This window comes from Nonomuraea roseoviolacea subsp. carminata, assembly GCF_024172185.1.
Lineage (GTDB): Bacteria > Actinomycetota > Actinomycetes > Streptosporangiales > Streptosporangiaceae > Nonomuraea > Nonomuraea roseoviolacea.
The window spans coordinates 7,893,568-7,907,644 of sequence record NZ_JAMZEC010000001.1 but is presented as its reverse complement, the minus strand read 5'-3'; the positions used below and the strand labels follow the sequence as shown (position 1 = coordinate 7,907,644).

The following is a 14,077-nucleotide window of genomic DNA, read 5'->3' as shown; positions in this document are numbered from 1 at the left end:
CGCCGTGGAGGTCGCCGCCCGCGCATCGACGCATCCCTTGTCACGTCACCCGGAGAGACCATGGTCAGTTCCGCGCGTTCCCGCACGTCGTTCCTGTCCGGCCTGGCGATGCTCGTCGCGCTCGCGCTGGGGTTACCCGTCGTGGCCGTCACCCCGGTGTCGGCCACGACGGGCGTCTCCTCCCGGGCTCGACCGGCCCCGCCCGATCCGGTGTCCGTCCCGGTGAAGGCGGTGCCCGTGCGGCGGCCCTCGGCCGACGCCGACTCGGCGTCCGCGCTGCGCACCTCACCCGCAGTGACCTGGCCGGGCGCCGGAACCGCGGACGTGACGCTGGACGCGCCGGCCCCGAGCGGCGTCCGAACGGCGCAGGCGCGGCGGGCGGGCACCCTGCCCGTGTGGGTCGGCCCCGCCAAGGTCGCCGCCACCGCGCGCGCGGGCACGCCGGCGGCGGCCCCCGCGGCCTCCAAGGTCCGGGTGGAGGTGCTGGACCGCGCGGCCGCGGCCCGCGCCGGAGTGGCCGGCGTGCTGCTCCGGCTCTCGGCCGTGCAGCCGGCCGCCGGCCGGATGCGCGTGGAGATGGACTATTCGGGCTTCCGCCACGCGTACGGAGGCGACTGGGCGGCTCGCCTCGCCGTGGTGCGGATGCCCGAGTGCGCCCTGACCGGCCCGGCGACCTGCGGCACGCGGGAGACCGTGGCCGCGCGCAACGACGGGAAGGCGGGACGGATCAGCGCCGAGGTGACCGGCGGCCTGTTCGCCGTCACGGCCGCGCCCTCCGGCAGCACCGGCAGCTTCCAGCCGACCTCGCTGTCGCCGTCGTCCTCCTGGTCCGTGGGCCTGGAGTCGGGTGACTTCGGCTGGTCGTACCCGATGAAGGCGCCGGAGGTGCCGGGGATCGAGCCGGACGTGACGCTGTCGTACTCGTCAGGCGTCGTGGACGGGCGGACCGCGGCCACCAACAACCAGCCGTCGTGGGCGGGCGAGGGCTTCGACCTGTCGTCCGGATACGTCGAGCGGTCGTACGTCAGCTGCAAGGACGACGGCCAGGCGGGGTCGCAGGACCTGTGCTGGCAGTCGGACAACGCCACGCTCTCGCTCCCCGGAATGTCCGGTGAGCTGGTGCGGGACGACGCGTCCGGGCAGTGGCGGGTGGACAACGACCAGGGCTGGCGCGTCGAGCGGCTGACCGGGGCGGCCAACGGCGACGACGACGGCGAGTACTGGAAGGTCACCTCGACCGACGGGACCCAGTACTTCTTCGGGCGCTCGGCGACGGCGAACTCCGCGTGGACGGTGCCGGTCTTCGGCGACGACGTCACCGGCGGCAAGCCTGAGCCGTGCCACCAGGCGACCTTCGCCGCCTCCTGGTGCCGGCAGGCGTACCGCTGGAACCTGGACTACGTCGTGGATCGGCACGGCGACGCGATGGCGTACTCCTACCAGCAGGAGACGAACCACTACGCCAGGGACGGCGCCACGGTGACGCCGTACACGCGGGGCGGATACCTGGCGAGCGTGGAGTACGGCCTGCGGGCCGACGCGACCACGCCGGCCTCGGCGCGCGTGGTCTTCACCGCCGCCGACCGCTGCGTGCCCGGCACGACCTGCGCGCAGGAACAACCGCAGAACTGGCCGGACACCCCTTGGGACGAGGCGTGCGCCGCCACCTCGTGCGCGGTCACGTCCCCGACGTTCTGGACGTCCAAGCGACTGGCCAAGGTGACCACGCAGGTCTACTCCGGGGGCCGGTACCGCGACGTCGACGAGTGGACGCTGACCCACACGTTCCCGGACAGCAACGACATCGGGGGCCGCGGCCTGTGGCTGGACGCGATCGTCCACACCGGGCTGGCCGGCGGGACGGCGACGCTGCCCCCCGTGACGTTCAGCGGCATCCGCTACCCGAACCGGGTCGACGCGAGCGACGACCAGGACGCTCCCATGAACAAGTGGCGGGTGCAGAAGATCACCAACGAGACCGGCGGTCAGATCGCGGTCACCTACACCCCGCACACCTGCACGCCCCAGAAGCTCCCGACGGCCGACCAGAACCGGGACAACTGCTACCCCTCGTTCTGGATGCGCTCCGGAGCGACCGAGCCCACCCTCGACTGGTTCCACAAGCTGGTGGTCTCCCGAGTGAGCGAGGACAGCGGGACCGACTCCCCCGCCCAGGTCACCGACTACAGGTACCTCGACCCAGGCGAGGCGCTCTGGCACCACGACGACAGCGAGCTGACCCCTGACCGGTATCACAGCTGGGGCCAGTGGCGCGGGTACCAGAAGGTGGAGGTGCGCACGGGCGACGCGAACCGCGGCACGCGGACCCGCACCGAGCACCTCTTCCTGCGCGGCATGGACGACGACAAGACCTCCGGCGGGACACGCGAGGTCAAGGTCCCCTACTTCCGTGGCGACGATCCGGTGGACGACCAGCCGTACTGGCGGGGCGTCGCCCTGCAGACCACGGTCTTCGACGGCGACGGAGACTGGCTGCAGCGCACCATCTCCCTGCCCGCCGTGCTGAGGACCAGCGCGCGGCGGGTGCGGGCCGACGGCACCGCGCTGGAGGCCCATCTCACCGAGGAGCGCACGGAGCTGGGCTACACCAACGGCCTGGCCGACGGCACGGTACGCAAGACCGAGGTGACCAGCGCGTACGACCCGGACACCGGCAACGTGACGGAGGAGAACGACCTCGGCGACCTGTCCACCCCCGCCGACGACACCTGCACCACCTACACCTACGCGCTCAACAAGACCGACTGGATCATCGACGCCGAATCGCGGGTCCAGACCTTCTCCGTGCGCTGCGACGGCCCCAGGTTCCTGCCCCGCGACCTGGTCTCCGACCAGCGTTTCTACTACGACGGGTCCAAGACCTGGGGCGAGCCTCCGCCGAAGGGAGACGTCACCGGCAGCGAGGAGGCGGCCTCGTGGTCCGGCGACCGGCCCGTGTACTCCACGGCCGGCGCCTCCGAGCGGGACAGGCACGGCCGGGTGGTCAAGGCCACCGATGCCCTCGGCAACACGACGACCACGGCCTACACCCCGGAGCTCGGCGGCCCGGTCACACAGCTCGTGACCAGCAACGCGCTCGGCCACGCGACCACCGCGTCGTTCGACCCGCTGACCGGCAACACCCTGGCGACGGTGGACCCCAACGGGCGCCGCACCGAGCAGACGTACGACCCGCTCGGCCGGGTGACCGCCGCGTGGGGGCCGGGCCGGTCCAGGGCCGCGGGTGACAGCCCGCACGCCCGCTTCGCCTACCAGGTCCGCAACACCGGGCACAGCGTCGTCACCACCGGCCTGCTCCGCCCGAACGGCTCCTACCGGGACAGCTACACCCTCCTGGACGGGTTCCTGCGGACCAGGCAGACCCAGGTGCCGTCGCCCACCGGGGGCCGGCTGATCTCCGACACCTTCCACGACGACCACGGCCGGCTGGCCACGTCCAACGCCGCGTACTGGAACGACGCGCCGCCCAGCGGCACGCTCGTCGCCCCGCTGGCCGACAGCAAGGTGCCCGCGCAGACCCGGTACACCTACGACGGGGCGGACCGCGAGAGCACGGAGGTCTTCCTGTCCATGGGCGCCGAGAAATGGCGCACCACCACCACGTACGGCGGCGACTGGACGGCGGTGGACCCGCCCGACGGCGAGATCGTCACGATGAAGCTCTTCGACGCCGACGGCCGGACGGTGGAGCTGCGGCAGTACACCGGCGGCTCCCCCACCGGCACGTACGACGCGACCCGCTACACCTACACGCCGTCCGGTGCGCAGTCCTCCGTCACCGATCCGGCGGGCAACGTCTGGCGGTACGGCTACGACCTGCGCGGACGCAAGGTCCGCAGCGAGGACCCGGACAGCGGCGTCAGCAGCTACGCCTACGACGACGAGGACCGGCTGGTGTCCACCACCGACTCGCGCGGCCGCACCCTCGCCAACACCTATGACGCGCTGGGCCGGATGACGGCCACCTACGAGGGGTCGGTCACCGGCGTCAAGCTCGCGGAGTGGACGTACGACACCCTGCCGGGCGGCAAGGGCCTCCCGGTGGCCGCCAGGCGGTACGCCGGGCAGAACGTCTACAGCAGCGAGACGCTCGGCTACCAGCCGGCCACGGGCCAGCCCACCGGCTCCCGGGTCACCCTCCCCGCGGCGGAGACCGGGCTCGGCGGCACCTACGACACCACCTACACCTACGACTCCTTCGGCCGGCTCACCACCACCAAGCTGCCGGCGGCGGGCGGGCTGCCCGCCGAGACCCTGACCCAGCGCTACGACGACGACACCGACCTGCCCTCCACCCTGTCCGGCCTGGCCGAATACCTCGCCGGGACCTCCTACGACGTGTTCGGCGACGTCACGGACGTCGCGTTCGGGTCGGGAGACCGGCAGGTGGGACAGAGCTTCGAGCGCGACCCGGCCACCCGGCGGCTGACGAGGAGCAAGGTCGAGCGCGCCTCCGACACCGACAGGGTGGTCAGCGACCGCACCTACACCTACGACCCGGCCGGCAACCTGCTGTCCACCACGGACGCCCCCGAGGGGGCCGCCGCCGACACCCAGTGCTACCGCAACGACTACCTGAGCCGCCTGACCGAGGCGTGGACCCCCGCCTCGGGCGACTGCGGCGACGCGCCGGACGTGAACGCGCTGGGCGGCCCGGCCCCGTACTGGCACTCCTACACCTACGACAAGACGGGCAATCGGACCAGCGAGGTGCGGCACGCCGCCGCCGGGAACACCACGCGCACCTACACCTACCCCGCCGCGGGCGCCGCCCAGCCGCACACGCTGCGCTCGGTGTCGACGGCCGGCCCCGGCGCGTCGGGCACCGACACCTACGCCTACGACAGCGACGGCAACACCACCGGCCGCACAGCCGGCGGCAGGACGCAGTCGCTGACCTGGGACGCCGAAGGGCACCTGGCCTCGGTCACGGAGAACGGGGCGACGACCGCGTACCTGTACGACGCCGACGGAGACCGGATCGTCCGCCGCGACCCGGCGGGCACGACCGTCTACCTGGGCGAGACCGAGCTCCGGCGCGACGCGGCCACCGGGGCGGTGAGCGCCACCCGGTACTACAGTCAGGGCGGCACCACCGTCGCGATCCGCACGGGCGCTGACGACGACAAGCTCACCTGGATCTTCTCCGACCACCACGGCACGGCCGAGGTGGCGATCCGGGCCGACGACCTCGCGGTCACCCGCCGCTACCTGCTGCCGTTCGGCGAGTCCCGGGGGGCCAAGCCCGGCGCCTGGCCGGCGGATCGCGGGTTCGTCGGCGGCACGGTGGACCCGACGGGCCTGGTCCATCTGGGAGCCCGCGAGTACGATCCGGCCACGGGCCGCTTCATCAGCGTGGACCCGGTGATCAACTCCGACGCGCCGCAGACGCTGAACCCGTACACCTACGCGGCCAGCGACCCGGTGGACCAGCTCGACGCGACGGGCCTGTGCGCCGAGGACTACTGCCCGCAACGCGAACTCGGCCTGCGCAGGCTGGCCGCCAACACCAAGGACAAGAAACTCAAAAAGCGCTACACGCAACTGGCCGACAACGCCGCCAAAAAAGAGGTGAAGATCTACAAGAAGTACTACCAGAAGCGCGACCGGGTCCTCGCCTCGCCGAAGTACCAGAAGGACCTGAAGAAGGGTATCGCGGAGAGCAAGCGCAGGGTCGCTGAGGCGAAGAAGAAAGAGGCGGCGGCCAAGAAGAAGAAGGCCGACGAGGCGGCGCGCAAGAAGAAGGAAGTGGACAAGGGCAAGAAGTCGTGGCTCAGCGAGTTGGGTGACGGACTCGGCGTGGTGAGCGCGGCGACGGGCCTGGTCGGCTCGGTGCTGACATTCGTTCCAGGGCTGCAGCCCGTAGGGGCGACTTTCGCCGCGATCTCGGCCACGACGGGCGCGGCCAGCGCGGCGGCTTACGCGATCGGCGGGGATTGGCGCAAAGCCGGCAAACAACTCGGCGAGACGGCGGCCGGCCTTGTGCTCGGTGGCGCCGGAAGGGTCTTCACCGGCGCCAGCAAAGCGGGATCCGCCTGGGCGAGGGCCGGCAATCTCTTCAACAAGGTGACCCGCAGGGCAGGCGGAGTCGCCGCGGCGATGGAGCGCCACGCGGCTTCGGCGCGCTCGTTCACCGGAATCACCGGAAACACCTACAGTGCCGCCACGCAGAGACGGGTCGCGAAGGCCGGCCAGGTTCTGCTGGAAGGACCCGGAACGATATTCAACGTTATGAGCGTGTCGGGGGGAGACTGAGAGATCACGCGACGCGCACGCTCCATCTTGGGCGTGCGCGTCCTCCCGGTGGACCTGTCGGCAATCGGAGGAAAACAGATGACCTCATTCGAGACCGTCCCCCTCTTCGCGGCCTGGGGCATCGCCCTTGTGTGCGGTGCAGCATTCGTCACGATATTCGCGCGGCTGATGCCCACCCGGGCCCTGAAATGGCAGATCGTGCTGGCGGCGCTGGTGGGAACGGGGGCGGTCGCGCTCCTCGGGGCCCTCAAGCACTGGCCCGTCCGTGAGATGCTCGCCTACTTCTCCGTGGTGACGCTATCCCTTGCCCTGGCATCCCTCGGGCAGGGCAGTGACATCCGGCTATGGGCTACGGGCGGAGACACCCGGTCGGGTCAGCCCGGACAGATGAAATTCACGATCAAGCTGGTGGCCATCCTGGCGGCGTTGCTCGTGCTGAAAGCGGCCCTCTTGCCTTCCTGACCCGAACACGAGAGTCGGGGGCCCGCACATCTGCTGTTCCGCAGAAGCGACGGCTGCAGATCACCCCGGCCGTCAGCGACGAGGCAGGGACGCCATGCGCAGCCGCAGCAGGTCCGCCTCCCGTACCCGCTGCTGGGCGTCCAGCAGGTCCAGTGTCCGGCGCCAGGCCCGGTGGGCGTCGGCGTACTGGCGGCGGGCGGCGTAGACCTGGCCGAGGCTGTCCAGGGACTCTGCCTCCCCCCGCGTGTTGCCGACCTCCCGGTACATCTCCAGCGCCTGCTGGTAGTAGGTCAGCGCGTCGGCGTGCTCGCCCTTGTGCTGGGCGATCAGGCCGAGGCTGTGCAGGGTGTCGGCCTCGCCGTCGGGGTGTCCGTGGCGGCGGAAGAGGTCCAGGGCGTGCCGGCAGTTCGTCTCGGCCTCGTCGTAGCGGCGCAGCCTGGCCTCCAGCCAGCCGATCGCGTTGAGGGCCCGGGCCTCCTCCACCGCGCTGCCGAGGTCCTGGACGAGCGTCAGGGCCTGGCGGGCGTGGTCGAGCGCCTGGTGGAAGTCGCCGTGGCGTTCCCAGCCGACGGCCAGCGCGTAGTGGGTGCGCGCCTCCTCACCGGTGTCACCGCCCTGCTGGGCGCAGCGCAGCGCCTGGCGAAGGTGGTCGAAGGCGTCCTCGTCGCGGCGTTCGGCCGTGTACGCCTGGCCGAGGTAGCGGTGGGCCAGCGCCTGCGCGGTCAGGTCGGCCGACTCCCGCGCCGCTTCCAGGCCGGCGTGCCACACGGTCAGTTGGTCCCGGCTGCGCCTGCGGCGCGCGTGGAAGGTGACCAGGGTACGGGCCAGTTGCCAGACCCTCGGATACCAGCCCCGGCGCATGGCGACCTGCTGCATCTCGATGAGCTGGGCGTGCTCGAGGTCGAACCAGCTCATCGCCTCGGCGGCACCTTCGAGCGGCTGGGGCGCGCAGCCCGGCTCCGGCGCGTCGAGGGCGACGGGCGGGCGGCGGGGATCGAGCAGCCGGTCCGCCGCGTAGGCGGTGTGCAGGTAGAAGTCCGCCAGCCGGCGCAGCGCCGTGTCGGCGCTCTCGTGGCGGGCGGGCGTCTGCTGCGCGCTGTAGAGATGCACCAGGTCGTGCATCCGGAAGCGGCCCGGCGCGGGCTGTTGCACGAGCGAGGTGTCCTCCAGTTGCCGCAGCAGTTCCCGGCATCCGGCCACGGGGGTGGCGGTCAGGCTCGCCACGGCCGCGAGGCCGAGCTCGACGCCCGGGGCCACGCCGAGCAGGTCGAAGACCATCCCGGCCGGCGACTGGAGCGCGCGGCAGGACCAGGAGAAGACAGCACGGAGATCGGTCGTGGCCTCCCCGGCGGTCAGGGCGTCGAGCCGGGCGGAGGTGTCGCGGAGCTCCTGCGCCAGCGCCGCGAGGGGATGGTCGGGATGCGCTGCGGCCCGCGCGGCGACGACGGCCAGCGCCAGGGGCAGGCCGCCGCAGTGCTCGATCAGCGCGTCCAGCGCCGGGCGTTGGTCGGCCACCCGGTGCCGGCCCAGGTGTCCGGCCAGCAGGTCACGGGCTTCGGCGTCCGAGAGCCGGTCCAGGGCGAGCAGGCGGGCGCCGTGGGTGACGGCGAGGCCGCGCAGCCGATGGCGGCTCGTGACGAGCACGGTGCAGGTCGGACTGCCGGGCAGCAGCGGGACGATCTGGGTGGTGTCGCGGGCGTTGTCCAGCATGATCAGCATCCGGCGACCGGCCACGACGCTGCGGAACAGCGCCGCCTGGGCGTCGAGGTCGTGCGGGATGGAGGCCGGCGCGACTCCCAGGGCTTCGAGGAAGTTGCGCAGGGGCACGTCCGGTGGCACCGGCTCCGGGTCCGGGCTGAACCCGCGAAGATCGACGTAGAGCTGGCCGTCGGGGAAGCGATCGAGGCGCTGATGGGCCCATCGCAGTGCCAGCGACGTCTTGCCGATCCCGCCGGCCCCGCCGATCGCCGAGATCACCACGGTCCGGCCCGGCGCGTCCCCGTCGTCTGCCGCCGCGTCGAGCTGGGCCAGTTCCTCGACCCGGCCCGCGAAGAGCGCGGGTGGAGCGGGAAGCTGGCGGGGGACGAGCGGCTGCCCGTGCTCCGGGCCGCCCGCCACGGCATGCGGTTCGCCGGAGGCGGGCCGGCTGGCGGTCGCACCCGGCGGGCCGGGCGGTGCCTGCTCGGCGAGCCGGCCTCTGGCCTCCAGCCAGAGCGGGATTTCGTCGTCGGCTCCGCAGGCGCGCAGGAAGGCGGACAGCGTCTCGGGCCGGGGCAGAGCCTGCCGCCGCAGGGCGTCGGCGATGGTGCTGCGCGGCAGCACGTCACCGTTGCGCGCGGCGCGCTCCTCAAGCTGCCGGTATGTGCAGCCGGAACGTTCCTTGAGCCGGCGGAGCCGGGCCAGGAAGTCGGCCACGTCGTGTGCCCGGCGCGGGTCGCCGGTTGCCGCGGTCATTCTCATCATGATCTTGGGCGGCGGGACGGCCGTCAACCGGCTCAGCGACACGACGATCTTCATGGCACTCGTCGATCATGGCCCCCGCCGAGCAGGACGGCGGGACATCGGATGGTTTGACCTGGTGATGGCATTTTCTTCCGATTGATCTGCCCGAGAATGCCCTCTCCGGTCACGAACCCTTCATACGGTCGTATACGTGCGCAAGCTGACGTCGTTGGTCCTCTCCGTGTCGCTCGCCTGGCTCACGCTGACCGGCTGCGCCCAGTTCGGCCCGGCCGCGCCGGCGGCGGACGACGGGAGCGCGATCATCGCCTCGGGCTCGACGGCGCAGCTCGGGGCGATCAACGCGTGGCGCGACGACTTCCGGTCCATGCATCCCGGCGCGCGGATCGTCTACCGGCCCAACGGCTCCGGCGCCGGCCTGCGCGACTTCTTCCAGGGCGCGACCGACTTCGCCGGCTCGGACTACGTGATGGGCGCCCAGGAGCAGGCCCTGGCCGACGGACGGTGCGGCGACGGGGCGGTGCACCTGCCCATGGTGGTGGGGCCGATCGCCGTGGCCTACAACCTGCCGTCCGTTCCGGAACTGCGGCTCTCGCCCGCCACGATGGCCGCCGTGTTCGGCAGGACGATCACCACCTGGGACGCCCCGCAGATCGCCGCCGACAACCCGGGGGCGGCCCTGCCGCACCAGGAGATCGACGTCCTGCACCGCTCCGACGCCTCGGGCACGAGCCACGTGTTCACCTCCTACCTCAAGGCGGCGGGGGGCTGGCCGTACCCGCCGTCGACGGACTGGCCCGGCCCGGGCCGCGGGGTCGAGGGCTCCGACGGCATGGCCGAGACGATCCGGGACAGCGAGGGCTCGATCGGGTACGCGGACTACGTCCACACGAGCCAGGCCGGGCTCCGGACGACGAAGGTGCGCGACGGCGCTGGCGAGTACGTCGCCCTGTCACCGGAGAGCGCCACGAAATCCCTGGAGGACGCCCGGATCTCCGACAGCGCCGCCGGCGTCACGCTGACGCCTGACTACACGACCGAGCAGAAGGGCGCGTACCCCCTGGTCCTGATCACCTACGAGATCGTCTGCGCGCGGGGGACGTCGGCGCTGACGCGCGGCTTCCTGCGGTACACGGCGAGCAACGCGGGCCAGTCGTACCTGTCGCTGCTCGGCTACGCGCCCCTGCCGCAGGACGTGGTCATCCGGGTCCGCGCCCGCCTCGCCGCGATGACCTGACGGCGACATCGACCAGCCGGGGATAAAGCGGGCGACATCCGGGAGTGCGACTCGCTAGCGTGCCGTCGCGTGTCTCTTTCTCATGATGTGACCGGTGACGGTCCGGTTGTGGTGTTGCTCCATTCGGGCGTGTGCGACCGCCGCATGTGGGACCCGCAGTGGGCGGCCCTGGCCGCCGCCGGGTACCGCGTGATCCGGCCGGACCTGCGCGGTTTCGGGCTCTCGCCCGTGGCGGACCGGCCGTACAGCGACGCCGGGGACGTGGCCGAGCTGCTGCGGGAGCTCGGCGTCGAGCGGGCGGCGCTGGCCGGCTCCTCCTACGGCGGCCGGGTCGCCCTGGAGCTGGCCGCGAGCCGGCCTGAGCTGGTCACGGCGCTCGCGCTGCTGTGCCCGGCGGTGCCCGGCCAGGAGCCGGGACCCGAGCTGCGCTCGTTCGCCGAGCGGGAGGACGCGCTGCTCGCCGCCGGCGACCTCGACGCGGCCGTCGAGCTCAACGTGGAGCGGTGGCTCGGCCCGGAGGCCGGGGACGAGGTCCGCGAGCGGGTGCGGACGATGCAGCGGCACGCGTTCGAGGTGCAGCTCGCCGCGGCCGAGCAGGTCCGGCAGACCCGGCCGGAGGCCGACCTGGCGCGGATCGCGGCGCCGTGCCTGGCCGTGTCCGGCGCGCACGACGTGCCCGACTTCCGCGAGCTGGCCGCCGGGCTGCCCGAGCGGCTGCCTCAGGCCCGCCACGTCGAGCTGCCGTGGGCCGGTCATCTGCCGTCGCTGGAGCGGCCCGCCGAGGTCACCGAGCTGCTGCTGGACTTCCTGCGGGTCACGGTTCCGCCCGCGAGCGCCAATGTTTCACACTGAACCGGCATAGGTCTCGGCAGCTTGTCTATTGACCGGGTAGGTAATGAATGAATCATGGGATTCATGGCTCTCTGGACTCCGGATCCCACGTTCTACCCCTCGCCGCGTGACGCCGCCGCCGCGCCGGCCGAACGGCTGGCCTACGTGGCCGCGTTCGACCGGCGGGCGGAGCGTCCCGACGCGATCGCCGTCGTCGACACCGATCCCGCCTCCCCCGGCTACGGCCAGGTGGTCGGCTGGACCGACCTGCCCAACAAGGGCGACGAGCTGCACCACTTCGGGTGGAACGCCTGCAGCAGCGCCCTGTGCCCGTACGCCCCGCACCCCCACGTCGAGCGGCGCTACCTGGTCGTGCCCGGCCTGCGGTCCTCGCGCATCCACATCCTCGACACCAAGGACCGGATCAGCCCCGAGCTCGTCAAGGTCATCGAGCCCGAGGAGCTGGCCAAGCGCGCCGGGTACTCCCGGCCGCACACCGTGCACTGCGGCCCCGAGGGCCTGTACGTCTCCGCGCTCGGCGGCGCCAACGGCGAGGACGGCCCGGGCGGCATCGCCATCCTCGACCACCAGTCGTTCGAGGTGCTCGGCCGCTGGGAGATGGACCGGGGCCCGCAGTACCTCTCCTACGACTTCTGGTGGCACATCAACCACGACGTGCTCGTCACCTCCGAGTGGGGCACGCCGTCCATGATCGAGAACGGGGTCGTGGGCGAGCTGCTCCTCGGCCGCAAGTACGGGCACCGGCTGCACTTCTGGGACCTGCGCCGGCGCCGCCACGTCCAGGAGGTGGACCTCGGCGACCAGCACCAGATGACGCTGGAGCTAAGGCCCGCGCACGACCCGACGCGGACGTACGGGTTCGCCGGCGTCGTCATCAGCGTCGAGGACCTGTCGGCGTCGGTGTGGACCTGGTTCCGTGAGGACGGCCGCTGGCAGGCGCGCAAGGTGATCGAGATCCCGGCCGAGCCCGCCGACCCGAAGGACCTGCCCGACGTGCTCAAGCCGTTCGGCGCGGTCCCGCCGCTGGTCACCGACATCGACCTGTCCGTGGACGACCAGCGCCTGTACGTCTCCTGCTGGGGCACCGGGGAGCTCAAGCAGTACGACGTCAGCGACCCGTTCAAGCCCGTGGAGCTGGGCTCGCTGCGGATCGGCGGCATCGTCCGCGGCGAGTCCCACCCCGCCGCCGGCGGCGCCCGGCTGCGCGGCGGCCCGCAGATGGTCGAGGTGAGCAGGGACGGCGCCCGCGTCTACCTGACCAACTCCCTGTACGGCGCCTGGGACGACCAGTTCTACCCCGAGGGCGTCGGCGCCTGGATGGCCAAGGTGGACGCCGAGTCGTTCACCTTCGACGCGCGGTTCCTGCCGCACGGCGACGCCTTCCGCGGCCTGCGCGCGCACCAGGTGCGGCTGCAGGGCGGCGACGCCTCGTCCGACTCCTACTGCTACCCATGACGATCACCGCCGCTCTCCTGCTGGGCGCCTTCCACGGCCTGAACCCGGCCATGGGCTGGCTGTTCGCGGTGGCCCGCGGCCTGCAGGAGCGCAGCCGCGACCTGCTGCTGGCGTCGCTGCCGGCGATCGCCGCCGGGCACCTGGCCTCCGTCGCGCTGGTCGCGGTGGTGGTCGGGGTGACCGGCTCGCTCACGACGGCCACGGTGCTGTCGGTCGCCGGCGGCGTGGTCCTGGTCGGCTTCGGGCTGTGGCGGCTGCTGTCGAAGCGGCACTTCCGCTGGGTGGGGATGCGGCTGTCCCTGCCGCAGCTCGCCGGCTGGTCGTTCCTCATGTCCTCGGCGCACGGGGCCGGCCTCATGCTCGTGCCCGTCTTCGCCGGGCTGGCCGCCGAGCAGACGCCGGGCGACGGCGGGCACGCGGGGCACGCCGTCGCGGGCGGCCTGGGCGTGGCGCTCTGGCACACGCTCGGGATGTTCACGGTCGCCGGGGTGGTGGCGGTGCTCGTCTACGAGGTGGCGGGGCTGGCCATCCTGCGGCGGGCGTGGTTCAACGTGGACCGCATGTGGGCCGCGGCCCTGGTCGGCGCCGGGATCGTCACCCTGCTCCGCGCCTGAGGCACGCTGCGCCGGGGCTGACGGAGGGTCAGGCGTCGATGCCCTTGCGCAGCAGGCGCCACACCCGCTCGGCCGTCCGGTGGCGGTCGGGCGCGGGTGTCCTGCGCAGCACGCCCGCGAGCATGCCGACGGCCGTGACCAGGTCGTCGGCCGTCACGTCCGCCCGCACCACGCCGGCGCCCCTGGCCCGCTCCAGCACGCCCGCGAGCACGTCGGCCACCCGGTCGCGGACCCTGATCATGCGTTCGTCGAGCGGCGGCACGCTGACCATGTCGATGAACGCGGTCGAGGCGATGGTCTGCTCGGTGACCATGGTCAGCACGTCGTCGAGGGTGGCGCCCGGGTCGGCGGCCAGCTCCTCCAGCTCGCTCACCCCGTCCTCGAAGACGGCCAGCGCCAGGCTGGTCCGGTCGGGGAAGTGCCGGTAGAGGCTGCCCTGGCCGACTCCGGCCGCGCGGGCGATCGCGCTGAGCGGCGCGTCGTAACCGGCGCCGGCGAAGACCTCGCGGGCCGCCGCGATGAGGGCGGCCCGGTTCTCGGCCGCGGCACTCGGACCCCTGTTGGGACGACGCGTAGCTGACATGGCCGCCAGGGTAGCAACCGGACAAAAATGTCCGGTTCTCGGCCGCGTTCTGACACTCCGGCTCGACACACGGCGGACGCGGGCGTTACGGTGGCCGAGTAACCGGACAACATTGTCCGGTGGCGAAAGGACCCCGCC

At 72.4% G+C, this 14,077-nt stretch carries 8 protein-coding genes; 6 read left to right on the top strand and 2 right to left on the bottom strand.

What is annotated here, in order from left to right; all coding sequences use genetic code 11:
- Window positions 1-60: 60 nt before the first annotated feature.
- Window positions 61-6,276, top strand: a complete 6,216-nt coding sequence (locus HD595_RS36720) for an RHS repeat-associated core domain-containing protein (protein ID WP_253777342.1) — start codon at window positions 61-63, stop codon at window positions 6,274-6,276.
- Window positions 6,277-6,354: 78 nt separating this feature from the next.
- Complete coding sequence (locus HD595_RS36715; protein ID WP_253777340.1) at window positions 6,355-6,738, top strand: hypothetical protein; 384 nt, start codon at window positions 6,355-6,357, stop codon at window positions 6,736-6,738.
- Window positions 6,739-6,810: 72 nt separating this feature from the next.
- On the opposite strand, the gene HD595_RS36710 is transcribed toward HD595_RS36715, so the two are convergent.
- A complete protein-coding gene (locus HD595_RS36710; protein ID WP_253777337.1) occupies window positions 6,811-9,192 on the bottom strand; it encodes a tetratricopeptide repeat protein in 2,382 nt (793 codons plus the stop codon).
- A 199-nt stretch (window positions 9,193-9,391) separates the two neighbouring features.
- On the opposite strand from HD595_RS36710, the gene pstS reads away from it, so the two are divergent.
- The 4 genes from pstS to HD595_RS36690 all read left to right on the top strand — a co-directional run bounded on the left by pstS (window position 9,392) and on the right by HD595_RS36690 (window position 13,356).
- Entirely contained in the window at window positions 9,392-10,435 is a 1,044-nt protein-coding gene (pstS, locus tag HD595_RS36705; RefSeq protein WP_253777335.1) for a phosphate ABC transporter substrate-binding protein PstS, read from the top strand.
- Between the two features lie 108 nt (window positions 10,436-10,543).
- Window positions 10,544-11,287: an alpha/beta fold hydrolase gene (locus HD595_RS36700; RefSeq protein ID WP_253777333.1), complete on the top strand. Its 744-nt coding sequence runs from the start codon at window positions 10,544-10,546 to the stop codon at window positions 11,285-11,287.
- 63 nt (window positions 11,288-11,350) lie between these two features.
- Window positions 11,351-12,742 (top strand): selenium-binding family protein, encoded by a 1,392-nt coding sequence (locus tag HD595_RS36695; protein ID WP_253777331.1) that lies wholly within the window; start codon window positions 11,351-11,353, stop codon window positions 12,740-12,742.
- Window positions 12,739-13,356, top strand: coding sequence for a hypothetical protein (locus HD595_RS36690; RefSeq protein ID WP_253777329.1), 618 nt, complete (start codon window positions 12,739-12,741; stop codon window positions 13,354-13,356). Before HD595_RS36695 ends, HD595_RS36690 begins: the two co-directional genes overlap by 4 nt.
- A 28-nt stretch (window positions 13,357-13,384) precedes the next feature.
- On the opposite strand, the gene HD595_RS36685 is transcribed toward HD595_RS36690, so the two are convergent.
- Window positions 13,385-13,939 (bottom strand): TetR/AcrR family transcriptional regulator, encoded by a 555-nt coding sequence (locus HD595_RS36685; RefSeq protein WP_253777327.1) that lies wholly within the window; start codon window positions 13,937-13,939, stop codon window positions 13,385-13,387.
- Window positions 13,940-14,077 lie beyond the last annotated feature (138 nt).